Origin of the sequence: Comamonas serinivorans, assembly GCF_002158865.1 — a bacterium.
Lineage (GTDB): Bacteria > Pseudomonadota > Gammaproteobacteria > Burkholderiales > Burkholderiaceae_C > Comamonas_E > Comamonas_E serinivorans.
In genome coordinates, this window is sequence record NZ_CP021455.1 from 2,633,885 (window position 1) to 2,658,270 (window position 24,386).

Here is a 24,386-nt window from a genome sequence, read left to right on the forward strand (position 1 = left end):
CTGCATGGCAGCTGCCAGCGTCCCTGTCAGACCGGCCACATCGGGGATTGAATAAACTGGCGCCGATTTTAGGTGCCCGCGCCGCGCCTCCTCAGCATGCCCCTCAAAGACCTTCCCGCCGACCTGCGCCCCCGCGAAAAGTTGCTCGCCCAGGGACCTGCCGCGCTGGGCGACGCCGAACTGCTCGCCCTGCTGCTGCGCACCGGCCTGCAGGGCAAGAACGTGCTGGTGCTGGCCCAGGAACTGCTGGACCGCTTCGACGGCGTGGCCGGTCTGCTGGGCGCCAGCCTGCAAGACCTGCAGGCCACCAAGGGGCTGGGGCCGGCCAAGCGCGCCGAACTGGCCGCTGTGCTGGAATTGGCGCGCCGTGCGCTGGCGTGCCAGCTCAAGGCGCAACCCGTGTTCGGCAGCCCCGAAGCGGTGCGCCACTACCTGCAGCTGGCCTTCGGCCACAAGCCGCACGAGGTGTTCGCCGTGTTGTTCGTCGATGCCCAGAACCGCTTGATCGCCATGGAAGAGATGTTTCGCGGCACGCTGACGCAAGCCAGCGTGTACCCGCGCGAGGTGGCCGTGCGCGCGCTGCAGCTGAATGCCGCCGCCGTGCTGCTGGCCCACAACCACCCCAGTGGCGATGCCACGCCCAGTACCGCCGACCAGCAGCTGACGCAGCGGCTGAAAAGCGCACTGGCCCTGATCGACGTGCAGGTGCTGGACCACTTCGTGGTCGTGCGTCACGAAGTCGTCTCCATGGCCGAACGCGGCTTGATGTAGGAAATGCCCATGGCCCAGAAGTCCGCCGGCCTCCACCGTTCGCCCCCACCGCCTCCGAACAGCCCCAAGCCACGCTCTGCCGTCGCCCAGGCCCTGCACGCGGCCTTGCAGGGCGCCGCGCCCGCCAGCGCGCCACCCCCGACTTCGCCGAGCGGCCCAGGCACCCCAGCTGCCGCTGCCGCACCCTCGGCCCACACGACGCCCGCTGCTTCGGCCCCGGCGGGGCGTGCAGGCCCGGTTCGAGCGAAAGCGCGCCCCACCCCACCCGCAACCCTGCCTGCGCCGACTCAGGCGCCAGCGCGGGGGCCGGGCCACGCGCCGCGCCACGATCCCCTTGCCACAATCGCCCAGCCTGCAAATGCACCCCTGCCCACGCCGCTGGCCCAGGCCCTGGCCCCGCTGCGCAACGCGGTGCAGGTGCGCCTGCCCGAAGCAGGCCCCAGCGCCCGTGCCGCGCAACCCCGCGCAGCCGATCTGGCGCCCCCCTCATTTGCCGACCTGCTGCGCGAGCAGAACCGCCGCCCCCCACCCCAGGCCCTGCTGGACAAGCTCGCGGACGCCGAGGCCACGGCGCCACGCGGTGCGTCACGCCCATCACAGGCACCCGGCAGTATGACTGCATTGCCGATCAGCAATCATCGGAAGCATGACCATACTGGGCTGCATCGTGCGCAAGACGGGTTCACAGCACCGCCCGGCCAAACCACCGAAGCCGCGCATCCCCTGCAAGGGCTGCGGGTCGCCCACCAGGCCCTGAAAGCCCAACGCGCCCAGGCCAAGGCCGACGAGGCCCAGCGCCGTTCGGCGGCGCAGGCGCGCGACGTCCAGCGCCAGGCCTTTTTGCGCGCCGTGGGCGCCGTCACCGCCCTGCCCGACCCCCAGCGCGCCCAGCACCACCTGCCGCGCGACCCCGTGCCGGCGCAGCGCCTGGCCGACGAACAGGCCGTGCTGCGCGAATCCCTGTCCGATGAGTTCGACGCGGGCACGCTGCTCGACACCGACGACAAGCTCAGTTTTCTGCGCCCCGGCGTCAGCCTGGACATCGCGCGGCGCCTGCGTCGCGGCGAGTGGACGATCCAGAAGCAGGTGGACCTGCACGGGCTGCGCACCGACGAAGCGCGCGAGGCACTGGGCGCCTTCATCCGCGAAAGCCACCGCGCCGGCGTGCGCTGCGTGCGCGTGATCCACGGCAAAGGCCTGGGCTCGCCCGGCAAGATGCCGGTGCTCAAAAGCCGGGTGAACCGCTGGCTGGTGCAAAAAGCCGAAGTCATGGCCTTTGTGCAGGCCAATCCCAACCAAGGTGGCGACGGCGCCGTGGTCGTGCTGCTGCGCCCGGCCCGGCGCTGATCAGTTCGGGCACGGCGTCACCCGGCTCAGCGCTGGCCACCCTGGCACACAGGCAAACGAGCGCCTGGGCGGCGGGCCGACGCGCGCCGGAGTCGCGTGTCGGAGATCAGCATGCGCATGCGGCGCATCGAGGCGGGCGTCCAGCCGTGTTGCCGCGGCGATGGCGCGCAACGCCGTCAACGCGATGCCGCGAGCAAGCCCGAGCCCTGGGGCTGGCGCCAGTTTGTTTCTTCAAAAAACCCAAGCGAGTTGCGGCAGCATGATTTTTTGAGCTATACTTCGCAGCTTCAGCGGCTGTAGCTCAGTTGGATTAGAGTACTTGGCTACGAACCAAGGGGTCGTGGGTTCGAATCCTGCCAGCCGCACCAAACGCAAAGCCTTGCAACTTCTCGAAGTTGCAAGGCTTTTTCGTTGCGGGTCGTTGGGTGCGATCAGCCCGAGCCTGCCGCATGGCCAGGCCAGGTGGCGCCAGGCACACCCACACGGTGATGCTCGCCTGGGCCGTGCGGCGCAACCGCAATCGGGTCAGGCCAGCAGATCAACCCAGTATGCCCTGGTTTCCGTTTCACGTTGAACGGCAATCAACCTATACCCCATTCTTCACAGCGCAGCCCAAAAAGCCTTCACCGCTGCATCGGAGTTCAGCCGATGCACCTGCAGGTGACGCCCGTGTTGCGCCAGACCGACTTCGATGCGCGGGCGGTGATCCCGGTCGTACCGCCAGACGTAGCGCAAAAACGCCAGAAACTCGGCGTTCAGGCGCTCCTCGCAGCCTTCGGGCAGGTCAGGCCGCCGGCCGCCACGCCGGTTGCGCGCGATGACGCGCCACAGACACAGGCTGCGTGGCGGATCCAGCCAGATCAGGGCATCGGCCAGCGGCAGCCGCAAGGCAAACGTGGTGCGGTCGTAGTTGCCTTCGCTGATCCAGCCCGGGCCTTCGGTCGATGCCTGCACGCGCGCACGGAATGCCGCCTCGTCGGGCTGGGTCCAGCCGGGCAGCCAGAACAGGCGGTCCAGGTGCACCACGGGCAGGTTCAGGCGTTCACCGAGCCGGCGCGCCAGCGTGGATTTGCCACTGCCGGGCCGGCCGATGATCACGATGCGACGCGGGCGGGCGGCCGGGCCAGACGACTCGTGGGGCATGCGCGTCACCCGCCCTTGTTGCGCATCCAGTCGGCCGTCTGCATGAAGCTGCGCGCCAGGCGTTCGCGCAGTGCGGCGTCCACGTTCAGCTCGCCCATGGCCTGGCTCATGCAGGCGACCCATTGGTCGCGCTCCCGGATGCCGATGGCGAACGGCAGGTGCCGGGCCCGCAATCGCGGATGGCCAAACCGGCTGACGTAGTGGTCGGGGCCGCCAAGCCAGCCGCACAGGAACCAGAACAGCTTCTGCCGTGCCTCGTCCAGATCGGGGCCGTGCGCGGCGCGCAGGGCCGCGTAGGCCGGCTCCAGGTCCATGAGGTCGTAAAAGCGCGTCGACAAGGCCTGAACCACGGGCTCGCCCCCCAGCATCTCGAAGGGCGTCAACGGGGACTCGGGCGGTGGCGAAACGGAATCGGACATGCGGTGGGACGAGGAGAGAGGAGAGGCAGCACCGGAAACCCGGCGGCGCAAGTGTACGCAGCCCGGCTGTTGCCTGTCGTCATCGCCCAGGGGCGCCTTGCACCGAATTGGACCCACGATCCCGCGAGGGGCGTTGCGGGCTTCGACCAAGTGGCCCGGCCACAGCCACCTGGCTGCCTGGCTGCCTGGACGGGTTCGGGCGATGGAAGGCCCCCGCTGCGGCCGGGTGATCAGGCGATGCCTGGGAATGCGACCGCTTCGCGCCGCCGCAGGACTTGGAATCTCTGGCCATGCAATGGCACGCAAGGCCCGCATGATGGCAGGCAAGTTGATCGGCAGCCAAAGAACGGTGCGGCCCGGCCTCAGTCCACGGGAACAGGACCGACCACACCGCAGCCCACGCACCACCTTGGGACTTCACCCGACAGACAGCCTGGCACGGCATGTGCAACATCCCGACCCAGGCTGCAGGGCCGATGCAAGGGCGTCGTCTGTGCAGCCTCGGGCCCGCCACCAACGCGGGCCTGGGCGTGGCAGGCCGCCACCATCCGTGGCGCGCCTGTCCCCTCGTTCCATTTCGGGAGATTCCTGTGTTGCACACCCACACCTCGCGTCGTTCTGGCGCATTCGGCGCGGTCAGCGCCCTGGCCCTGGCCTGCGCCCTGTCGCTGAGCGCCTGCGCGTCCTCGCCCACCGCATCCGCCCAGCCTGCTGCGGCGCCGCCTGCGGCCAGCACCGCGCCCCAGGCCAGTGCGCCGGCCCAGCAAGGCCAGCGCAACGTGGTGGTGCTGGCCACAGGCGGCACCATCGCCGGCGCGGGCGCCACGGCCATGAACAGCGCCTCGTACAGCGCCGCCAAGGTGCCGGTCGACAAGCTGCTGGCCGGCCTGCCCGAATTGGCCAAGGTGGCCAACGTGCGCGGCGAGCAGGTGTTCCAGATCGCCTCGGAGAGCTTCACCAACGACAACCTGCTGACGCTGGCCCGCCGCGTGTCGGCACTGTCCAAGCAGGCCGATGTCGATGGCATCGTCGTCACCCACGGCACCGACACGCTGGCCGAAACCGCCTACTTCCTGAGCCTGACCGTGCACACGGACAAGCCCATCATCGTGGTGGGCAGCATGCGTCCGGGCACCGCCCTGTCGGCCGATGGCGCGCTGAACCTGGTCGATGCCGTGAGCGTGGCCGCCTCGACCGACGCCAAGGGCAAGGGCGTGCTGGTCACCATGAACGACGAAATCCAGACCGCCCGCGATGTGAACAAGGACGTGAACATCAAGACCGGCGCCTTCCTGAGCCAGTGGGGTCCGCTGGGCATGGTGGTCGAGGGCAAGAACTACTGGTTCCGCGCGCCCGTCAAGCGCCACACCAACCAGTCGGAGTTCAACATCGACCAGATCCAGTCGCTGCCGCCGGTCGAGATCGTCTACAGCTACGGCAACGTGCCGCCCACGGCCATCGACGCGTTCGCCAAGTCGGGCGCCAAGGCCATCGTGCACGCCGGCACCGGCAATGGCTCGGTGGCCGACCGCATCGTGCCCACGCTGAACGAGCTGCGCAGCAAGGGCACCATCATCGTGCGCGCCAGCCGCGTGCCGTATGGCTTCGTGCTGCGCAACGCCGAGCAGCCCGATGACAAGTACGACTGGGTGGTGGCGCACGACCTGCGCCCCGAGAAGGCCCGCCTGCTGACGGCCCTGGCCTTGACCAAGACCACCAACACGCGCGAGATCCAGCGCATGTTCTGGGAGTACTGAATACCCCGTTTTGTTTCATGCCACCGAGCGGCTGGGCATCTGCGAGGCCAAGAGCTACCTCGAAGGCATCCAGCCGCCTCGGACGCGCACAGCAGTTCGGCCGCCGGAACGGCGCCCGAGCAGCGTTGGGTTTTGAAAAGAAATGGGGTATCGGGCAATTGCCGCTATTCAGATAACCGCAATGCACGCATACTGCCTTCTTTTAGCATGTCATGCACGGCCTTCACAGGCTGCTGGCCATCGTCAGCAGCAAGCGGTCGCCCTTCTCTCTCGAGGTGCCCACGATGGCCGAACAGGGCTTTGCCGGCGCCGACCTGGACATCTGGTTTGGCCTCTGGGCCCCGCGCGGCACGGTACCGGCACAGACCGGAAGCAGACGGGGCATCCAGCAGCCCTGGCGGTCATGGCCGCGCCACTGCCTCATGGACGGGCGCGCAGCACGTCATCGCCATGTTCGACCCCACGGTGCTGGCGCCCAGCCTCATGAAGCGCCTGGCAGGCCGGCTCGTCGGTCCTCGCGTCATCAGCGGCGGCGTTCGCAGTCGGCCCGCGCGCAGCCGGTGGACGCGCGGGGATCAGCGCAGGCTCTCCAGCGCACGGATGAGCTCGCTGGCCGCGATCGCATCGAGGTCGGCCCAGGTCATGCGATGGTTGTCGCTCCAGCCGTTGGTGCGTGTGCGCGTGACCTCACCCAGCTTCTGCTCGGGCTCCCAGCTGATGTCGCCCACCGCCATGCCGGGATCGAGGTCGAGCGAAATGCAGCCATGCGGGCCGTTGAACTCCATCCAGCCGATCCAGCCGCCGTCCTGCGGCGCACCGCGGTCCCAGCCTTTGCTGGTCAAGCCCATGACCTTGCCCGTGGCCACCGTGACGCCCACCCAACGCGAGAGCACCGTGCCCTGGCGCTCGGCCTCGCTCAACGCGTAGGTGTCGCGCCCCAGCTGCGCAAACGGCTGCAGCAGCTCGTAGTCGGCAAAGATCTGGCCGAAGGCCTGCTGGTCCTCGGCGCTGATGTGCAGCGCATGGGGCACGCCCACGCGGATGGCGTGCTCGGCATCGGCGCTGGCGGGCAGTTCGAAGGGCGCGTCGTCCGCGGTGGTGAGGCTGCCATCTTCGGCCAGGCGAAAGCAGGCGAGCAGCTGGCCGCCGTGGTTGGGGAATTGGGCGTCGTGGCGGGCCTGGCGTTCGGCCTCGCTCAGTGCAGGCTCGGTGGGGTCGAGGTCGGTGGCGAGGGTGTCGCTGGCAGAAGAGGCCTTGGCGACGAGGAACACGCCCCAGACCAGGCGCTGGGCGATGTGGCGCACCAGGGGGTGTTGGGCGATGAAGGTCTGGAAGTTGCCGGGGCTCCAGCGCCGCTGCTCGCACATGGCGGTTTCGAGCCGCTGGATTTGCTGGGCGGCGATGGTCTTGGCGTCTTTCTTGAGGGCTTTGTAGCGTTCGCTGGCGTCCTGGGCCTGGGCCGGGTCGTCGGCTTTGTTGGGCTTGGGCAGGTCTTTGAGGCGGGCGCCGGCACGCCCGCCGGTGAAGTCGCGCACCCAGGGTTTCAAGGTTTCGTCGAACCCGACCTTGAATTGGCGGGGGCCGAAGTCGAGCAAGAGGCTGCCTTGCGCATCCAGGCCGAGGTCGGGGGCCAGGCGGTCTTCGAGCTCTTGGGTGGTGAGGCCGCGGGCATCGGCGATGGCCTGGATCTTGTCCCTGGCCTTGTCCTGCAGGCCTTTGAACTTGAGCTTTTGGGCGATGCCGTTGAGCAGCATGAGGGCGGTGTCGGTGCCGATCTGCTCGAGGATGTCCAGGCCGAGCACGGCCCGGGCATGGGCCGATTCACCGGGCCAGGCGCGGATCAGGGGCGTGAGGCGGCGCGCGGTGTCGTCGTTGCCCAGCAGGCCCAGGGTGGTGAAGCCCCAGTTGTCCTTGGCGGGGGCGCCGGCGGCCAGCCAGGCGCCAAACAGGTCCCAGGCGAAGGCGGCGAGCGAGTCGGGGGTGCAGGCCGCGCGCACCTGGTCGAGCCCGGCATACAGGCCTTCGGTGCGCGGGAAGCTGAGCATCTGGCCCAGGGCCTGGAGGGCGTCTTCGCCCAGGGCTTTGCCGCGGGCGAGCACGGGCCGGCTCCAGGCCTCGGGCTGCCAGAAGGCTGGCAACGGGGGCAGCTTGCTGGGGTACAGGTCCAGCGGGTCTTCGCCCAGGATGGCCTGCACCCCCTCGGCCACGGCGGCATCCGGGTAACGCTGCGCCGTGCGGTGGATGAGGTCCGCATGGCCTTGGCTGGCCAGCAGCCGCAAGGCCTTCGCGGCCACGTCACGGTCCTCACCCGGCTTGCCCAGCGCAGGGGCGATCAAACCGGCGGCCGCATGTTCGGGCCAGCGCAGCAGCCAGCGCAGGGCATGGGACCGGGTGGACTTGAGCCGGAAGGCCGCGCGGGCCACCGAAGGTGCCAGCTCCACCGCCCCCACGTGCAGCGCCAGCTCGATGACCTCGGTGGGCCGGCTCTGCATCAGGCGGGTCAAACCCGGCAGCGCCGCCACGCCCCACTGCAGCACGGGCGCGGCAGGGTCGTACACGTTGACTTCGCCGGCCACGGCATTCCAGAAGGCCAGGCCCAGTGGCTCGGGCAAGGCCACTGTGGCGGCGGCACTGAGGGAGCCGTAGAAATTCCGCTCTTGCCGGGCACGCGCCAGGGCCTGCAACCAGGTCTCGATCAAGGCCTGGGCATCGCCCGCCACAATGGCCTGCGCGCACTGCGTGATGTAGCCAATCTTGGGGTTGCGGTAGTGAAACGCGAGGTCCTGCGCCAGGCTTTGCGCCTCCTGGGCGGTGACCGACGTGGCCGGCGCTTTCCAGTGGTTGGCCTGGTGCCAGGCCTCTTTTTCGCCGGGCGCCCACCGTTCCTGGGCCGGCACGCCCACGGGTTCGAGCATCAGGGGCTTGGCCACGGCCTTGGCCTTGCGCGCCCGCCGCCACGGCGGCTGCGCCAGCACCGCCGGCAGGTCGGCGACGGTGGCCACGTCCACCGGACCCGCGAGCTTGTTCGCCTGCTGCACCACCACGGCCCAGCCTGCGGGCTCCAGCCAGGGGGCCGCCAGGCTCACGATGGGGCCGAGCTGACGCAGCGCATCCTGCAACACGGGGATGAGCAAGCTCACGTCCTTGCCACCGCCCACGCAGGCCCGCGCCAGGCCCACCAGGCCCGCCAGCGGCCAGCGCGCCACCGCCTGCTTCAGCCGGGCCTGGGTGCCTTTGTCCTGCGCCGCCACCCGCGCCAGGGCGTGCAGGGCATCGGGGTGGTTGATGGCCATCAACCGCTGCGCGGGCGCATCCTGCGCCGCGGCCAGTGCCAACGCGGGCAAGGCGCCGAGCCCGAAACGCACCAGCATGTCGTCCAGCGCCGCCGGCGTGTCAAACAGCCCCGCCCCGTCCGAATCCCGGGCCCGGGCGAGCTGGCTCACCGCCTGCGCGTCGGTGGTGCAGGCCAGCAACCACTGGCTCTCGCCCGACAGGGCGCCGCTGGCGGGCAGGTTGCCCAGCAGTGCCGCCATGACCTCGGCCGACTCGGCGAACAACGGCCCCAGCAGCGGCTGCCGGGCCACCGGCACCTCGGGCAACACCGCCAGCACGGCCGCCACACAGGCCTGCCACTCGGCCTCATCGGCATGCACCAGGTGTTGGCGGACGCGGAACCAGGCGCCCTGCAGCGGGTGCAAGCGGCTGCGGTCGTTGGGCAAGCCCGGCTGCCACACCGTCAGGGTCCAGTGCGAGCGCGCGCCATAGTTGAACTCGGCCGTGGCCTGCAGGCTGCGCGCCAGCATGCGCACCACCTCGGGCAAGCCGTGCGCGTCGACGAGGTACGCGACCAGGTGAGCCGGGTCCGTGCGCATCTCGCCATGGTTGTGCATGTGCACCGCCACGTTGAGCAGCATCTGATCCGCGTCGGCGTCGGGCGCCACCTCGTCCTGCGCCAGGCGCGTGCTCAGCACCGTGAGGCCATGCGCGAAGGTGCTGTGCGAGAGGGACGGGTCAAACCGGAACCGCAGCGACTTGCGCAAGGCCTGCCAGGCCTTCGCCCGGGCCAGGCTTGGCGGGGCATCGCCCGGCGCGTCACGGCGCGGCAGGGCCATCAACCGATGCAGGATGGCCTGGCCGAAGCGATCGGCCACGCGCTCGCCGGGCTCCCCCGCGTGCACCGGTGCCCAGGCACTGGCGACCTGCGTCTGGATGCGGGCCACCTGCGCCTGGGTCAGGTCGGCGGGCAGGCGCGCCAGCAGCTTGGCGGCATCAGCCTGCACGTTGGCGCTCAGCTGCAGCGAGGTGGTGTAGCCCCAGTCCGAGCCCAGATGCGCCTCCTCGAACCAGGCGGCAACCATGTCCCAGGCGCCGTCCGACAGGCCGAACCGCTTCTTGACCCGCAGCGGCGTGAAGGCCTTGGCCGAGGTGTTCTCGTAGTCGCCAGCAGCCAGGGCTTGCAGCACTTGTGGCCAGGCCTGCACGGCCTCTTCGTCCACGCTGGGCTGAGCGCGCCGCGCAGCCAGGGCGTTGTCGATGTCCTGCGGCGCGGCGGCCAGCCAGGTGCGGGCGTTGTCAAGGCCGGCGCCCGTTGCGTCCACTGCGGCCCCCGGCACGGGGTTGGCATCCGCTGCGTCCGTCACCGCGTCACTCGCGGCCTCACCCGCCACGTGTGCGGGGGGCTTGGCCTCTTCAGCCAAATCACCTGAAGGCTCGGGCGGTTTGGCGCCCCGCTCCGCCCGAGGCGCGGCGGGGGCCTTGGCGGGCGCCGCCGCCGAACCCGGTGACGCCGGCTTGGCCACCTTGGGTGTGGCACCGGCCGCCAGAGGCGCCTCGCCCGCCGCCACGTAGCCCTTGCCGGTCTTCTCCTTGATCAGCTTGTCCCGGGCGACCTGGGCCTTGGCCTCGTCATCGAACGACTTGACCTGGCTTTGTCCCTGCGTGCCGATCTTGCCCCAGGCAATGTGCAGCTCGTGGCCCTGCTGCTCGATCTGCCAGAACTTGCTGGACTTGCCATCGTTGAATTCGTAACGCTGCATGCACCCTCCTCCATTGACCAGTATGAGCCAATTCTCGTTTTCTTCTAAACGACAAATAGGCCATACCCCATGCACGTGCCAACGCTGCGTTCAGCTGAGCCACGTGTTGCTGCGCCTGACAAGCATACCCGGCACGCGCGACATCCTTGGGCCCTGCCAGCCGCCCTGGGCGCCACCTGGCCAACGCTGGAATGGCGCTGGGGCACACCCGGCGCCGCACCCAGCATGGCAGCAGACACCCCCAGCCCCCTCGCCGCCTCACACCGCCAGCCTCGGCCGGGCTCACGCAGCACGTGTTGCGATGACCACGGGCGACAGGCGCTGCGCCAAGGTGCATCGGGTGGCGATCGCCCGCGCCCCCAATGGCAACGGGTGCAATCGGCCACCCGGCCATGCGGCGGCGCGCCCTCTTGCACAATGCACGCGTTTTGTCGCGCCGACAGCCGCACGCTTTCGGTCCCACCCATCGCCGCCATGCGGCCTCCACAGCTCGACCCACACCATGACCTCTGCCCTGCCCCCTTCGTTTGACCTGATCGTGATTGGCGGTGGCTCGGGCGGCGTGCGTGCGGCCCGTTTCGCCGCCCAGCGTGGCGCCCGCGTCGCGGTGGTCGAAAGCGGCCCCATGGGCGGCACCTGCGTGAACGTGGGCTGCGTGCCCAAGAAGATGTACAGCTTTGCGGCGCAACACGGGGAGGACATGGCCCTGGCGCGCGGCTACGGCTGGCGGGTGCCAGACGGCATCGCGCTGGACTGGGCGCACCTCAAGCGCGTGCGCGCAGCCGAGATCTCGCGCCTGAACGGCATCTACGAAGGCCTGATGAGCGGCGCCAAGGTCGAACGCATTGCCGGCCACGCCAGCCTGACGCCCCAGGCGGGCGAACACCACACCGTGCAGGTGGCGCTGACCGCAGGCGGAACACGCGCGCTGCAGGCGCGCCACGTGCTCATCGCCACTGGCGGGCGGCCGCGCATGCCCCAACTGCCGGGCATCGAGCTCGCCGTCAGTTCGGACGACATGTTCGACCTGCCCGTGTTCCCCAAGCGCCTGCTGGTCGTGGGCGGCGGCTACATCGCCTGTGAAATGGCCAGCATCTTCAACGGCATGGGCGCCGAAACCCACCTCATCTACCGCGGCGAGCAACCCCTGAAGGCCTTTGACGACGAGGTCGCCCGCTTCGTCACCCACGAAATGCGCGGGCACCACATCCAGCTGCACCTGTCGGCCGTGCCCAAGGCCCTCACGCGCCTGGACGATGGCAGCGTGCGGCTGACCACCGCCGATGGCCGCAGCTTTGACGGCGACACCGTGCTGATGGCCATCGGGCGCGAGGCCAACACGGCCGGCCTGAACCTGGAAGCCGCCGGCGTGGCCACGCGCGACAGCGGCCAGGTGCAGGTCAACGAGCGCTTTGAAACCAGCGTGACCGGCATCTATGCCCTGGGCGACGTGGTCGGCCGCATGGAACTCACGCCCGTCGCGCTGGCCGAAGCCATGGCCCTGGTCGATCAGCTGTACGGCCCCGCGCCCGGCAAGGCCGCGCGCCAGATGAACTACGACAACATCCCCACCGCGGTGTTCACGCACCCGGCCATCGGCACCGTGGGCCTGACCGAAGCCCAGGCGCGCGACCGCCATGCCGCCATCGAGGTCTACCGCACCGACTACAAGCCGCTGCGCCACGCACTCTCGGGCAGCGCCTCGCGCGAGCTGATCAAGCTCATCGTGGACGCCCAAAGCCAGCGCGTGGTGGGCGCACACATGGTTGGCCAGGACGCAGGCGAAATCATCCAGGGCATGGCCGTCGCCATCCAGGCCGGGGCCACCAAGGCGCAGTTCGACCAGACCATCGGCATCCACCCCACCAGTGCCGAGGAGTTCGTGACCCTGCGCGAGGTGTCGCGGCGCTGACGGTCAGATTTTCAGTCATTGACGAGTATCGGCGCATGGCCGTTTGCAAGACAACGGCCATGCACAGATACTGCTGATGGACGTGAGGCTGCAGCTGCTACATGGCCGGCGTGAAGGTGTGTGAACGAAGCCTGGGTGGCCCTGGCATGGCGGCGAAGGATCGCTGCGGCACGCCCATCGTTGAGATGGCAAGCCTGTGGTGGCGCTCCCCCGCTCAAGGAAACCGCCCTGCCCCGCGAGCAAGGCACCGGCATAGGGGTACAGGCGGTACCTGGCGTCGTGGTGGACTTGGGTGTCTCCTTGCATCGCCAAGCTTCATTCGATCGAACTCCACCATCGACATCTGGCGTTTCGCCCAGGTTTGCCGGGTGGCCAACGACCTGCACGGTTTCGGTGCCAGCGATCTGGCGTCCGTGGCCACGCATTCCGGGTCATCGGCGCCGTCCTGGGCGACGGCATCGGTGCCTCGCGCCAAGCGTTGTGGCTTGGCCTTTCCCAAGAAGAGCGAACTTCCGCCGTCACCCTTGCCCGCCCTCGTGGCCGCTTGAGCGTGGCATGGGCACCCGCTTTGAACACCATCGCTCGTTGAAGGTGGCGACCACGCATAATGGCGACTGTTCTGGGGACGTAGCTCAGCTGGGAGAGCGTCGCGTTCGCAATGCGAAGGTCGGGAGTTCGATCCTCCTCGTCTCCACCACATGCAACGCCCAACTGTTCTCAGTTGGGCGTTTTCATGTGTGCTCGCATGACACCACACGCTGGGCGCCTCAGATCGCCAGATGATGCCGGCCGACAGGATGCCGATGCCCACCGGCGGGCCGGCCAGCCGATAACGCCTGGCTGGATAAACAGCCACATCGGAGCAGGTATGGCGCCATCACCGTTTTCAAGCAAACGGGAATCTGCCCATACCCAGCCATCAATCAAGACCCGCTCCTCCGCACAACCAGGCGTTGGCCACCTGCGGCGGCGGTCAGACCGCGCGACGTGTCACGTTGCGGTCGGTCTCTCAAACCAGCTCGGCCAGATCGGCGGCGTTGAAGCCTTGCAGCGCCTGGCCCTGTTGCACCTTCTGCGGCCACTGTGCATCGGAGATCAGCGCGCGCCCCACGGCGATCAGGTCGAACTCGCCGCGCTCCATGCGCTGGCGCAGGTCGCCCTGCAGATCCTCGGCGCCGGCATCCTTGCCCACGAAGGAGCCGAAGAAGTCGCCGTTCAAGCCCACCGAGCCCACGCTGATGGTGGCCGCGCCCGTAAGCTTCTTGGCCCAGCCGGCGAAATTCAGCCCCTGGTCGCCGTCGATCTCGGGGAATTCAGGCTCCCAGAAGCGACGCTGCGAACAGTGCAGCACGTCCACGCCGGCCGCCACCAGCGGCGCCAGCCAGCTCGTCATCTCGTCGGGCGTGGTCGCCAGGCGCGCCTTGTAATCCTGCTGCTTCCATTGGCTCACGCGCAGGCACAGCGGGTAGTCCGGTCCCACGGCCGCGCGCACGGCACGCACGGCCTCGGCCGCAAAGCGCGAGCGCTCGGCGATGGTGGCGCCACCAAAGGCGTCGCCGCGTGCGTTCGTGCCCTGCCAGAAAAACTGATCGATCAGGTAACCGTGGGCGCCGTGCAGCTCGACGATGTCGAAACCCAGGCGTTGGGCATCGGCCGCCGCGCGCGCGAAAGCGGCCACGGTGTCGGCCACGTCTTCCTCCGTCATCGCCGTGCCGCGGGGATCATTGGGCCCGACCAGGCCCGACGGGCTTTCGACGGGGGCCGACGGCTCCCAGCTGCCCTTGCTGCGCGTCGAACCCGTGTGCCAGAGCTGCGGGCCGATGCGCCCACCGGCTGCGTGCACGGCCTGCGCCACCTCGTGCCAGCCGGCCAGCGCGGCCTCGCCGTGGAAGAGCGGAATGCCAGGCATGTTGCGCGAGGCCGGGCGGTCGATCACCGTGCCCTCGGTCAGGATGAGGCCGACGCCACCCGCCGCGCGACGGCGGTAGTACTCGGCGTGGGCGAGACCAGGAATACCGTCCTGGGCCATGCCCCGCGTCATGGGGGCCATGACCAAGCGGTTGGACAGGGTCAACCCCTTGATCGTGAATGGGGTGAACAGCACGTCGTTGGACATGGATGCATTCCTTTCGTGAAGGTGTCAGTGGAAGTCAGCCGGCATTGTGCCGAGGTGCAGGACCGCTGCACGCATGCGCCGGGGACAGAGCGTGGGGCAACGAGCCGCCGTCATCCAAGCCGGCAAACCGCTCAGCCCTGAATGCCTGCTCACGGGGCGCCTAGCCGGACGGGCGTGACCATGTGCGAACCATGCTGTCTTTGGCTGGGGGATGCCGATCCAACGGGCCTTTGTCTTTTCGAGTGCGCCAGTCTGACAAGACATGTCCTCTGAACGGGTGCCAGCCTTATACTGGGGTGAGTATTCAGACAGCGGATGCCGAAGTCGCGGCAAAGGATCATGCACGATGCGTTTTAAGGGTCTTCATTCTTCCATCAAAGCCATGAGCGCCTTGGCCGTCACCGCCCTGTTGGCCTATCCCGGCGTGGCGCAGGCCCAGGTCATCACGACTGTGGCGGGCACAGGTACACCCAACGGTGCGGCCGGCAACTGCGGCAGCGGGCTTGCCACGGGCGTGAATCTTGAAGGCATCGGTACCCGGGCCAACGCCATCGACGCTGCGGGGAACCTCTACATCACGCAAGAGAACGTCATTTGCAAGGTGGACACCAGCGGCGTCATCACCACGGTGGCCGGCAATGGCACGGCTGGCAACAGCGGTGACGGCGGCCCTGCCACCAGCGCTTCATTCATGTCGATCACAGCACTGGCCTTGGACAGTGCAGGCAACCTGTACATTGGGTCCATGGCGGGCGGCGTCCGCAAGGTAGACACCGGCGGCATGGTGACGGCCGTTTCGAGCCTCAATGGATTCGTCGTCTTCGACATCGCGTTTGACAGCGCGGGCAACCTGTACGCCTCTCAGACTTTTGACAACAAAATCATCAAGATGGACATCGGTGGCACCGTCACCGCAGTGGCGGGCACCGGCTCCGCTGGTTACAGCGGCGACGGCGGGGCCGCGACCAGCGCAATGTTGGATTACCCTTTCGGACTGGCCTTTGACAGTGCCGGCAATTTGTACGTTGCCGATGTTGGCAACAAAGTCGTCCGCAAAATCGACTCCCTTGGCATCATCAGCTCGGTGCCCGGAGGAGCATTCACCGGCGACATGGGAACCAGCATGAATTCATCCGGCATTGCCTTCGACAGTGCAGACAATCTGTACATCTCCAATGGCTCAGGCCATACCGTTCTCAAGGTAACCCCCGATGGCGTCAACACGATTGTGGTGGGGGATGGCACCAGCGGTTACAGCGGGGATGGCGGACTCGCCACCCAGGCCCAACTGAACGGGGTTGCGGACGTTGCCTTCACCAGCACGGGTGCCATGTATGTGGTGGATGGATTCAATGGTGCTGTCCGCCTGGTCTCGTTCTCCAACCTGGCTGTGACGGCATCGTTGCCTGCCACGGCCACCATCGGCATGCCGTACAGCGGCACCATCACGATCACCAACCTGGGCGCGGGCCCTGCCAATTCAGCCGCGACCCTTGCGGTCACAGGCTTGCCCGACGGCGTCACCCTTGGCGCTTGCAACATTGCCAGCTTGGCGGTTGGAGACAGCGTCACGTGCACCGTCAGCGGCAGCCCCACGGCAGCGGGCACCTCCGCAGTGACCGCTACCGCCACAGACACGGCGGATTTTGACCCTAGCAACAACAGCGCCTCCGCCTCGGTGACCGTATCCAGTGCCCCCGTGAGGCCCACAGCTACGCCCGTGCCGACGTTGAGTCAATGGGGCGTGGCGCTGATGACGCTGCTGCTGGCGGCGGGTGGGTGGATGTCGCGTCGTGCGAGCGGGCGCCGCCATTGACCTCAAACTTCCTCACGTGAAACTGCGGAATCCTTCGACCCTGAGGTCAGCAGCCGCAATGCGACGAGTGCCGACAGCGCCACGGCAATGGCTCCTGCAAGGTAAACGGCCTCGATGCCCCGTGCGCCTGCCAACGCGCCCAGCACAGGCCCTGTGATGCCCAGGGCCATGTCAAGGAATGCGACATACGCTCCCATGGCCAAGCCCCGACTTTGTGGAGGTGCCCGGCGAACGGCTTCCACGCCAAAGCCGGGAAAGGCCAGCGAGTAACCAAAGCCCGTCAGCGCGGCGCCCGCATAGGCCACGGCTGGGCTCTGAGCGCCCCAGATGAGCAGTTGACCCAAGGCCTCGATCACCACGCAGATCAACGCCACGCGCGCACCGCCAAGCTTGTCGGGCAAATGGCCGAACAAGATGCGCGCGGCAATGAACGCCAGGCCGAAGACCGTGAACGCCAGTGAGGCATTGCCCCAATCACGGGCAGCGAACAACAGGGCAATGAAGGCCGTGATGACGCCGAAGCCGACGCTGCACAAAGCCAGCCCTAGCCCAGGACGCCACACCATGCCCAGCACCTTGTAGAAAGGCGTACGGCGCACGGCCGTTGGAGCCACAGCCCGGACATTTGCCATGCATGTCAAGGCCAGCAGGGGCAGCACCACGGCAGCCACAGAGATGCCGGCGAAGCCATGAGCGCCTTGAACAGCGATCCCAAGCGGCGCCCCCGCCGCATAGGCACCGTACATGGCCATGCCATTCCAGGCCATGACCTTGCCGGCGTTGTGCGGGCCGACCAGTCCGATCCCCCAGCTCAACGAGCCAGTCACGATCAGGCTTTCGCCACAACCCAGCAGGACGCGGCCCAGCAACAGCATCCACACCGATGCCACAGGAGACGCGAAAGCCAGGGACGCCTGGTAGGCCACACCCGACGCTGATGCAAACAGAAGACCGGTGATCACAGCCCGCTTGGCGCCGCGTGTGTCGGACAGGTTGCCGGCCCAGGAGCGAGACAGCAATGCAGCGGCGAACTGTGCACCGATGACCACGCCCACGACCAGGGGGCTCATGCCCAAGGTGCCGGACACCTGCAAGGGAAGAACCGGCAGCGGCAACCCGATGGTGAGGAAGCTGACGAACACCGCCAAGGTGATGGGCAGCAACGTGAGAAAGACGTTGACGACAGGAGGTGAGAGGGCCGCCTGGGCCACTGTCGCCTGAGAACGAGAAGACATCCAAAACTCCAAACATGAGCATTTGCTCGATATTTGAAATAATATGAGTCATTACTCACATTGAAAACTCGCATTCGGGAGGTCAACATGCCTGCGCTGCCTCAGCCACGACGCGTCCCCCGCCAAAGCCGTTCTCGGGCCTTGGTGGATGCCATCCTGGAAGCCACAGCTCGCGTTTTGACCGAGCGCGGCTACGCCGGAACCAACACCAACCTGGTGGCCGAGCGCGCTGGCGTGAGCGTGGGGTCGGTCTATCAATATTTCCCCAACAAGGACTCGCTCATCACAGCCCTTCATGAGCGGCACGCACTGGACATGCAAACGGCGATGGACACCGTGCTGGCGGGCGCTGCCCCCCTGGGTTTGCGGGGCAAGCTGGCAGCCATCGTGCACGCCTGGCTGGCTGCGCACCAGGTCGCGCCCGAGTTGCACCGCGTGTTGGAGCAGGAGTTTCCGTTCTTCGATGCGCCGCCCGATCAGAGTCCTGCCGACCAAAGCATCCGGCACCGCATCCGCCAGTTGCTGGAAGACCATCGGGACGAGGTCGCACCACCCGATCGTGAATTGGCGACGTGGATGGTGCTGCAGACCATGGAGTCCCTGATCCACGCGGCCGTCATTCCACCTGGCGCCCCTTGCCCGGCCCGACAGGTCGAGCAGGCCATCGTCAACATGCTGACCGGCTACCTGTGCGGTTCACACACGCGTGAAGTTTGAGCCGGCCACCTCCGCCGACGAATCTGGGCCTCACCGCCCGGGCAACTTCCCCTCGACGCCCTTCACCAGAAACGCCATGCTGCGCAGCATGGCGTCGTCGGCGTCCTGACCCGCGGACAACAGGGTTTGGTCGCCGTTGTCACGCAGCGGCCCGCGCCAGATCCGGAAGGTCCCCGCTTTCAAGCCCGCGGTGATGTCGTCCACCTGCTGGCGTGCAGCCTGCGGCACATCGGGCGCCAGCGACGCCAGCCCCACGGCGCCCTCCTTCACGCCCCACCAACTGGCTGCGGGGCGCCACTCGCCTTTCAGCACGTGGTTCACGGTCACCCGGTAATACGGCAACCAATCCACCACCACCGACGCCAGGTGCGCGGTCGGGGCGTCGCCGGCCATGTCGGTGTTCCAGCCAAAGCCGCGCTTGCCCATTTTTTCGGCCGTCTTCAGCACAGCGGTTGAATCGTTGGTGCTCAGCACCACGTCCGCGCCGCCGTTGATGAGGCTGGCGGTGGCTTCGCCCTCCTGCGGGGGATTGAACCAGTCCCCCACCCAAATCACCCGCGTGATGACCGCAGGGTTGGCGCGCTGGGCACCCAGCGCAAAGCCGTTGATGCTGCGCAACACGTCGGGCGTGGGCGTGGCAGCGACCACGCCCAGGGTGCCCGACTTCGTCACGTGGCCCGCCACCAGGCCCGCGAGGTAGGCCCCTTCTTCGCGGCGCACGTCGTAGCTGGCCAGGTTGGCAGCCGTCTTGTCATCGCCGGCCAGCTCGAACTTCACCTGCGGGTATTCGCTGGCGACCGTCAGCATCACCTCGCCATAGCGCCGGGCCGTGCCGAACACCAGTTGCGTGCCCTGCTTGGCCAGCTCGCGCATCACACGTCGGGCATCGCCCTCTTGCGACACGCTCTCGATGTAGCGGGTGTGAATGCGGTCGCCAAACTCCTGCTCCAGCGCCTGACGCGCCTGCTCATGGGCATGCGTCCAGCCACCGTCCCCCACCGGCCCGCGGTAAACGAAGGTCATGCGCAGCGGCTCGGCTGCCGCCGCAGCGGATGCGGCTTGCGCCGAGCCCTGCATCACCCCTTGTGGGGCCGTGCCGGGCTGCTCGGTCGGGACCGGTTGATCGCGTTGGCCGCAGGCGGACATGCCGGCCAGCAGCGTGCACGACACGCCCCAGACAAGCCAGTGCCTGCGCGACCTCATGAACCGCTGGCTGCCGGCTTCTTGGCGGCTGGCGCCGGGCCAAAGCTGACGCCCCCGGACCCCTTCGAGGCAGCGGGCGCCGGTGCGGGGACTTCGTCCTTTTTGCCGCAGGCCGTCAGGCCGATGGCCGCAGCCAGGGCGGCTGCCAGGACGATGAGGCGCTTGGGGGAGGTCGTGTCTGCTTGCATGCTGAAGATCCTTTCCTTGAAATCATGCCACTTGCATGGACCCCTCAGGTCCCATGCCCGCGAACTTGGAGCCTGCGGCCGGCAGCAAGTTGCAGGGCGATCGCCTGCGACTGTGACCAAACTGCACAGGGCATCACAGGATGCATCAGCCCGGCACCCACAGGTACTTGACGAGGAACAGCACGCTGATGATCCACACCATCCAATGCACCTCGCGCGCCCGGCCCGTGAGGAGCTTGAGCAAGGCATAGCTGATGAAACCCAGCGCCAGGCCATTCGCGATCGAATAGGTGAACGGCATGGCCAGGGCCGTGATGGCCGCCGGCACCGATTCGGTGCTGTCCTCCCAGTCGATGTCGACCAGATCGCGCAGCATCAGGCAAGCGACGAACAGCAGCGCTGGGGCTGTTGCGTACCCCGGCACCGCGCCGGCCAGCGGCGCCAGAAACAGGCAGGCCAGAAAGGCCAGCGCCACCACCACGGCCGTCAGACCGGTGCGGCCACCCGCCTGCACACCCGCGGCGCTTTCGACATACGCCGTGGCGCTGGACGTGCCCAGCAACGAGCCCGCAAAAATGGCCGAGCTGTCGGCCAGCAAGGCGCGGTTCATGCGCGGCATGCGTTCGGGCACCAGCAGCCCGGCGCGCTTGGCCACGCCCATCAGCGTGCCCGTGGCGTCGAACATCTCGACCAGGAAAAACACCAGCACCACATTGACAAAACCCATGGACAGCGCCGCGCCGATGTCGAGCTGGAACAGCGTCGCATCGATCGATGGCGGCGGCGCGAACACGCCCTGAAAGGTGTTGCCCGCGAAGGCAAACGACAGCCCCGTCACCCCCAGGATGCCGATCAGGATGGCGCCGGGCACGCGCAGGCGATCCATCACCACGATGGCGATGAAGCCCACGATGGCCAGCACGGCCGGCGGCTGATGCAGGTCGCCCAACGTCACCAGCGTGGCCTTGTCCGCCACCACGATGCCAGCCGTCTTCAACGCGATCAGGGCCAGGAACAGGCCGATGCCCGCCGTGATGGCCGCTCGGATCGACGCCGGAATGCCTGCGATGATCTGTTCGCGCAGCCGAAACAGCGTGACCAGCAAGAACAGACAGCCCGAGACGAACACCGCCCCCAGCGCCGCCTGCCAGCTGTACCCCATGTGGCCCACCACCACGTAGGCGAAATAGGCGTTCAGCCCCATGCCGGGGGCGATCGCAATCGGGTAATTGGCCAGCAAGGCCATGGCGATGGAGCCCAACGCGGCGATCAGGCAGGTGGCCACGAACACCGCATCCTTGGGCATGCCGGCGTCGCCCAGGATCTGCGGGTTCACGAACATGATGTAAGCCATGGTCACGAACGTCGTCAGGCCAGCGATCACTTCGCGCCGCGGGGTGGTGCCATGCGCCTTGAGCGCAAACGTGGATTCAAGCCAGTTCATGAAACATCTGCCTTCTTTGCATGCTGGGCGCACAGGCCCGTGCCTGCGCAGGCGCGCATGATGCACCAAGCCCGCCATGCCAACCGGCGCACCTTGTCGCCAGGCCCCCAACGAAAAGCGGGCCCCAGCCCGCTTTTGTTCGTCTGCTGACGTGCTGTCATGCCTGCACGCGCTGCGCTTGCCGGCGACGCCAGCCTGCGACACCCAGCACGCCCAACGCCATCGCCAGGCCGGGCACCACGCCCCCACGGGCACGGGCACGGGCGCCACGGGATCCGGGTTGGACGCCCCACCCGAATACGAGGTACCGATGATGGTCAGGTAGCTGTCATTCACGTCAAACCCGGCAATCGTGGCCAAAAACGGCACGCTGGCTTGAATGCGTCCAGGCCCCGGCACAACGGCCACGCGCCCCGCGCTGTAGCCACTGGTGCCCACTGGCGCGAACGACGAGGTATCGACCGCCACGCCATTCAGCTGCAGGCTGGCCAGCGCGGTGGTGGGCACGGCCAGGTTCAGGAAGTTTTCGGCAAACGGCGACAGGCTGGTGGGTGCCGTGAACGCGTAGCTGCTCAAAGTCTGGTTGATGCCGCCGATGAAGGTGAAGGCAGGGTCGCCGTGCCCGGCAGCACCAGACCCCTTCAAAAACTGCCCCACCAGCACGGGGTGGTTGGCGGTGATGTGCAAATCGTGCGCCATGTCGATCTGGTGGAACTCGCCCGCATTCAGCGTGGCCACCACCGAGCCATTGACCGTGACCTGTGTGCCATCGGTGGCCGCCAGGATGCGCACCAAGTTGCCCGCCGCGCCCGTGTTGGCCGTCTCGGGCACCACGTAGGTCGTGGCCCAGCGGTTGACTGGGGGCAGTTGCGTGAACAGGTGATCGCAGTACTCCGTCCCCACGGGCACCTGGGCACAGTTGGCCCCGGAAAACACGGCCAGGGGTTTGTCAGCGGTGATGCGCGAACCTGACAAGTCGTTGCCGCTGGGTGCGTTGTACAGCACGGACTCGCCCGCGTTCAGCGCAACCGTGAAAGGCACCCCGGCCAGCTGTCCCGACGACAGATCGGCCGCTGGCGTGATGGTCGCGGTCGTGCCATCTTGCGTGGCGGTCAGCGACACCTGAAGGAATCCCAACAAGGCCTGTTGCCAACCCAGCAGCCGATAGTCCGTGCCCAAGGCTGGCAGGTCCAGCAGGTAGCTCATGTCCGTGGAGGCTTGCTGGCGGTTGAGGAAGTAACCGCTGATGGGGCTGGCGGACTGCACCCGCAACGCCTTGCCCAGCACGGTGTTGCCCGGGTCCAGGAACTGGCTGGGGGGAACGGTCACGTCAGCCACACCGGTGGCGTCGATGGTGAACGCCTGGTTGAACACACCATCCTTGCTGGTCACCGTACCCGTCGCCCCGGTAGCGCCAAAAATGAAGAGGTGCCCGACGGCGGAGGCATCGGCATTCGGATGCCCGACCGCCACGAAATCAGCCCAGGCCGGCGCACTGCAGGCCAAGGCGGCTGACAACACCCAGGTCGCGGGGCGGCGAGCCCCCTGATCTACAACACGTTTCGGCAGAGCAAGGCGCATGACAGACACTTTCTGTGTTTCAACCGTGAAAAAGTGCCGCATTCCAATGAAATCAAGTTTGCGCACCGCCTGGCATTCTATGGCCCTCCCCTCACACGACCAGTTGCCTGCAACTTCCGCAACGGTTTGCAACGTTGCGCCACCGCCACACACTCAGCGCAAGGCCTGGCCCCTGAGCATCCGCCACAGCAGTAGCCGAGTCGCCAGGCCTCCCACAAAAAGCGGGCCTGCCGCTTCCGTTCATCTGCCGCGCGCTATCACGCCTGCGCTTGGCGGCGACGCCAGCCTGCGACACCCAGCACGCCCAACGCCATCGCTAGGCCGGGCAACACGCCACCCACGGGCACGGGCATGGGCGCCACGGGGTCCGGGTTGGATGCTCCGCTTGAATACGAGGTGCCGATGATGGTGAGGTAACTGTCGGCTGAGGTGAACCCAGCGATGGTGGCCAGGAAAGGCGCGCTGGCCTGGATGCGGCCTGGGCCGGTGGCAATGGCCACGCGACCTGCGCTGTAGCCGCTCGTGCCCACGGGCGTGAAGGCAGAGGTGTCAACCGCCACGCCATTGAGTTGCAGGCTGGCCAGCGCCGTGGTGGGCACCGCCAGGTTCAGGAAGTTCTCGTCGTAGGGCGACAAGCTGGTGGGGGCCGTGAAGGCGTAGCTGCTCAAGGTCTGGTCCATGCCGCCGATGAAGGTGAAAGCAGGATCACCGAAACCCGTGGCACCAACGCCTTTCAAAAATTGCCCAACCAACACCGGATTGTTGGCGGTGATGTGCAAATCGTGCGCCGTGTCGATCTGGTGGAATTCACCCGCATTCAGGGTGGCCACCACCGTGCCGTTGACCGTGACCTGCGTACCGTTGGTGGCCGCCAGGATGCGCACCAGGTTGCCCGCCGCGCCGGTGTTGGCCGTTTCGGGCACCACGTAGTTGCGAGACCAGCGGTTGACGGGCGGTAATTGCGTGAACAGGTGGTCGCAAGCAAACACGCCAACTGGCACGTTGGCGCAGCCAGACCCCGAAAACACCGCCAGGGGTTTGTTGGCCGTGATGCGCGAGCCCGTCAGGTCGTTGCCAGTGGGCGCGTTGTAGATCACGGACTCGCCCGCATTCAGCGACACGGTGAACGGCACACCCGCCAACTGGCCCGATGACAGGTCGTTGGCGGGCGTGATCGTGGCCGTGGTGCCGTCTTGCGTGGCGGTGAGCGACATTTGCAGCGATCCGGCCACGCTGTTTTCCCAGCCCATCACCCGGTACTCCGTGCCCAAAGCCGGCAGATCGAGCAGGTAGCTCATGTCAGTGGTGTATATCTCGCGATTGAGGAAATAGCCGCTGATGGGGCTGGCTGACTGCACCAGCAGAGCCTTGCCCAGCACGGTGTTGCTGGGGTCCAGGAACTGGCTGGAGGGCACGGTCACCTCGGCCACGCCTGAGGCATCGACGGTGAAGGTCTGGTTGAACACCCCGTCCTTGCTGGTCACCGTGCCGGTTGCGCCGCTGGCTCCAAAAATGAACAAATGCCCAACAGCGGCCGATGTGTAGTTGGGATGGCCGACCGCGATGAAGTCGGCCCAGGCAGGGGCAGCACACGCCATGGCGGCCGACAGAACCCACGCAGGGCGGTTGAGGACAAGGGTGAAGCGTTTCAACAAGCTGGGCATGGGCGATCTCGGCAGGTCCGTGAAGGTGAACGGCGCT

General features: G+C 67.4%; 15 protein-coding genes, 2 tRNA genes and 1 pseudogene. 8 read left to right on the forward strand and 10 right to left on the reverse strand.

The genetic code is table 11. The features are described from left to right. The first annotated feature begins 96 nt into the window (after nucleotides 1–96). The 3 genes from radC (at nucleotide 97) to CCO03_RS11210 (ending at nucleotide 2,486) form a co-directional block, all read left to right on the forward strand. Entirely contained in the window at nucleotides 97–771 is a 675-nt protein-coding gene (gene radC / locus CCO03_RS11200; protein ID WP_087284570.1) for a RadC family protein, read from the forward strand. A 9-nt stretch (nucleotides 772–780) separates the two neighbouring features. Beyond that, a complete protein-coding gene (locus CCO03_RS20770; protein WP_418236019.1) occupies nucleotides 781–2,118 on the forward strand; it encodes a Smr/MutS family protein in 1,338 nt (445 codons plus the stop codon). Nucleotides 2,119–2,408: 290 nt separating this feature from the next. Further along, nucleotides 2,409–2,486: transfer RNA gene (locus CCO03_RS11210), tRNA-Arg, on the forward strand. Between the two features lie 232 nt (nucleotides 2,487–2,718). Here the strand turns inward: CCO03_RS11210 and CCO03_RS11215 are convergent. After that, on the reverse strand, nucleotides 2,719–3,261 hold the full coding sequence (locus tag CCO03_RS11215; RefSeq protein WP_157667648.1) for a P-loop NTPase family protein: 543 nt from the start codon (nucleotides 3,259–3,261) through the stop codon (nucleotides 2,719–2,721). 5 nt (nucleotides 3,262–3,266) lie between these two features. After that, complete coding sequence (locus tag CCO03_RS11220) at nucleotides 3,267–3,680, reverse strand: group II truncated hemoglobin (RefSeq protein WP_087281089.1); 414 nt, start codon at nucleotides 3,678–3,680, stop codon at nucleotides 3,267–3,269. 650 nt (nucleotides 3,681–4,330) lie between these two features. Here CCO03_RS11220 and CCO03_RS11225 point away from each other — a divergent pair. After that, a complete protein-coding gene (locus CCO03_RS11225) occupies nucleotides 4,331–5,437 on the forward strand; it encodes a type II asparaginase (protein ID WP_418236059.1) in 1,107 nt (368 codons plus the stop codon). A 575-nt stretch (nucleotides 5,438–6,012) separates the two neighbouring features. On the opposite strand, the gene CCO03_RS11230 is transcribed toward CCO03_RS11225, so the two are convergent. Next, complete coding sequence (locus tag CCO03_RS11230; RefSeq protein WP_087281091.1) at nucleotides 6,013–10,473, reverse strand: WGR and DUF4132 domain-containing protein; 4,461 nt, start codon at nucleotides 10,471–10,473, stop codon at nucleotides 6,013–6,015. Nucleotides 10,474–10,975: 502 nt separating this feature from the next. Between CCO03_RS11230 and gorA the strand changes: the two genes are divergently transcribed. Continuing rightward, nucleotides 10,976–12,385, forward strand: a complete 1,410-nt coding sequence (gene gorA / locus CCO03_RS11235) for a glutathione-disulfide reductase (RefSeq protein WP_087281093.1) — start codon at nucleotides 10,976–10,978, stop codon at nucleotides 12,383–12,385. 621 nt (nucleotides 12,386–13,006) lie between these two features. Continuing rightward, nucleotides 13,007–13,082, forward strand: a tRNA-Ala gene (locus tag CCO03_RS11240). Nucleotides 13,083–13,394: 312 nt separating this feature from the next. On the opposite strand, the gene CCO03_RS11245 is transcribed toward CCO03_RS11240, so the two are convergent. Beyond that, nucleotides 13,395–14,501 carry an NADH:flavin oxidoreductase gene (locus tag CCO03_RS11245; protein ID WP_087281095.1) on the reverse strand — a complete coding sequence of 369 codons (1,107 nt, stop codon included), beginning with the start codon at nucleotides 14,499–14,501 and terminating at the stop codon, nucleotides 13,395–13,397. Nucleotides 14,502–14,883: 382 nt separating this feature from the next. On the opposite strand from CCO03_RS11245, the gene CCO03_RS11250 reads away from it, so the two are divergent. Further along, nucleotides 14,884–16,317 carry an IPTL-CTERM sorting domain-containing protein gene (locus tag CCO03_RS11250; RefSeq protein WP_157667649.1) on the forward strand — a complete coding sequence of 478 codons (1,434 nt, stop codon included), beginning with the start codon at nucleotides 14,884–14,886 and terminating at the stop codon, nucleotides 16,315–16,317. A 2-nt stretch (nucleotides 16,318–16,319) separates the two neighbouring features. Here CCO03_RS11250 and CCO03_RS11255 read toward each other — a convergent pair whose 3' ends face one another. Next, nucleotides 16,320–17,552, reverse strand: a complete 1,233-nt coding sequence (locus CCO03_RS11255) for an arabinose transporter (RefSeq protein WP_087284576.1) — start codon at nucleotides 17,550–17,552, stop codon at nucleotides 16,320–16,322. An 87-nt stretch (nucleotides 17,553–17,639) separates the two neighbouring features. Here CCO03_RS11255 and CCO03_RS11260 point away from each other — a divergent pair, with 87 nt between their 5' ends. Further along, nucleotides 17,640–18,269: a TetR/AcrR family transcriptional regulator gene (locus CCO03_RS11260; protein WP_087281099.1), complete on the forward strand. Its 630-nt coding sequence runs from the start codon at nucleotides 17,640–17,642 to the stop codon at nucleotides 18,267–18,269. 30 nt (nucleotides 18,270–18,299) lie between these two features. Here the strand turns inward: CCO03_RS11260 and CCO03_RS11265 are convergent, their stop codons facing one another. The 5 genes and pseudogenes from CCO03_RS11265 to CCO03_RS11280 all read right to left on the reverse strand — a co-directional run bounded on the left by CCO03_RS11265 (nucleotide 18,300) and on the right by CCO03_RS11280 (nucleotide 24,349). Next, entirely contained in the window at nucleotides 18,300–19,472 is a 1,173-nt protein-coding gene (locus CCO03_RS11265) for a BMP family ABC transporter substrate-binding protein (protein ID WP_087281101.1), read from the reverse strand. Further along, complete coding sequence (locus CCO03_RS11270; RefSeq protein WP_087281103.1) at nucleotides 19,469–19,660, reverse strand: hypothetical protein; 192 nt, start codon at nucleotides 19,658–19,660, stop codon at nucleotides 19,469–19,471. The genes CCO03_RS11265 and CCO03_RS11270 overlap by 4 nt, the downstream gene beginning before the upstream one ends. A gap of 145 nt (nucleotides 19,661–19,805) precedes the next feature. After that, entirely contained in the window at nucleotides 19,806–21,104 is a 1,299-nt protein-coding gene (locus CCO03_RS20425) for an NCS2 family permease (RefSeq protein ID WP_087284578.1), read from the reverse strand. A gap of 402 nt (nucleotides 21,105–21,506) precedes the next feature. After that, nucleotides 21,507–22,727: pseudogene (locus CCO03_RS20430) on the reverse strand (IgGFc-binding protein); the annotation flags it as partial. Nucleotides 22,728–22,942: 215 nt separating this feature from the next. Beyond that, nucleotides 22,943–24,349 carry an IgGFc-binding protein gene (locus CCO03_RS11280; protein WP_157667650.1) on the reverse strand — a complete coding sequence of 469 codons (1,407 nt, stop codon included), beginning with the start codon at nucleotides 24,347–24,349 and terminating at the stop codon, nucleotides 22,943–22,945. Nucleotides 24,350–24,386: the final 37 nt, after the last annotated feature.

Excerpts from the sequence above, each read along its gene's own strand:
- CCO03_RS11230 (WP_087281091.1), bottom strand. The coding sequence starts at position 10,473 with ATGCAGCGTTACGAATTCAACGATGGCAAGTCCAGCAAGTTCTGGCAG.
- CCO03_RS20425 (WP_087284578.1), bottom strand. The coding sequence starts at position 21,104 with ATGAACTGGCTTGAATCCACGTTTGCGCTCAAGGCGCATGGCACCACC.
- radC (WP_087284570.1), top strand. The coding sequence starts at position 97 with ATGCCCCTCAAAGACCTTCCCGCCGACCTGCGCCCCCGCGAAAAGTTG.
- CCO03_RS11270 (WP_087281103.1), bottom strand. The coding sequence starts at position 19,660 with ATGCAAGCAGACACGACCTCCCCCAAGCGCCTCATCGTCCTGGCAGCC.
- CCO03_RS11215 (WP_157667648.1), bottom strand. The coding sequence starts at position 3,261 with ATGCCCCACGAGTCGTCTGGCCCGGCCGCCCGCCCGCGTCGCATCGTG.
- CCO03_RS11245 (WP_087281095.1), bottom strand. The coding sequence starts at position 14,501 with ATGTCCAACGACGTGCTGTTCACCCCATTCACGATCAAGGGGTTGACC.
- CCO03_RS11280 (WP_157667650.1), bottom strand. The coding sequence starts at position 24,349 with ATGCCCAGCTTGTTGAAACGCTTCACCCTTGTCCTCAACCGCCCTGCG.
- CCO03_RS11250 (WP_157667649.1), top strand. The coding sequence starts at position 14,884 with ATGAGCGCCTTGGCCGTCACCGCCCTGTTGGCCTATCCCGGCGTGGCG.
- CCO03_RS11260 (WP_087281099.1), top strand. The coding sequence starts at position 17,640 with ATGCCTGCGCTGCCTCAGCCACGACGCGTCCCCCGCCAAAGCCGTTCT.
- CCO03_RS20770 (WP_418236019.1), top strand. The coding sequence starts at position 781 with ATGGCCCAGAAGTCCGCCGGCCTCCACCGTTCGCCCCCACCGCCTCCG.
- CCO03_RS11265 (WP_087281101.1), bottom strand. The coding sequence starts at position 19,472 with ATGAGGTCGCGCAGGCACTGGCTTGTCTGGGGCGTGTCGTGCACGCTG.
- CCO03_RS11220 (WP_087281089.1), bottom strand. The coding sequence starts at position 3,680 with ATGTCCGATTCCGTTTCGCCACCGCCCGAGTCCCCGTTGACGCCCTTC.
- gorA (WP_087281093.1), top strand. The coding sequence starts at position 10,976 with ATGACCTCTGCCCTGCCCCCTTCGTTTGACCTGATCGTGATTGGCGGT.
- CCO03_RS11255 (WP_087284576.1), bottom strand. The coding sequence starts at position 17,552 with ATGTCTTCTCGTTCTCAGGCGACAGTGGCCCAGGCGGCCCTCTCACCT.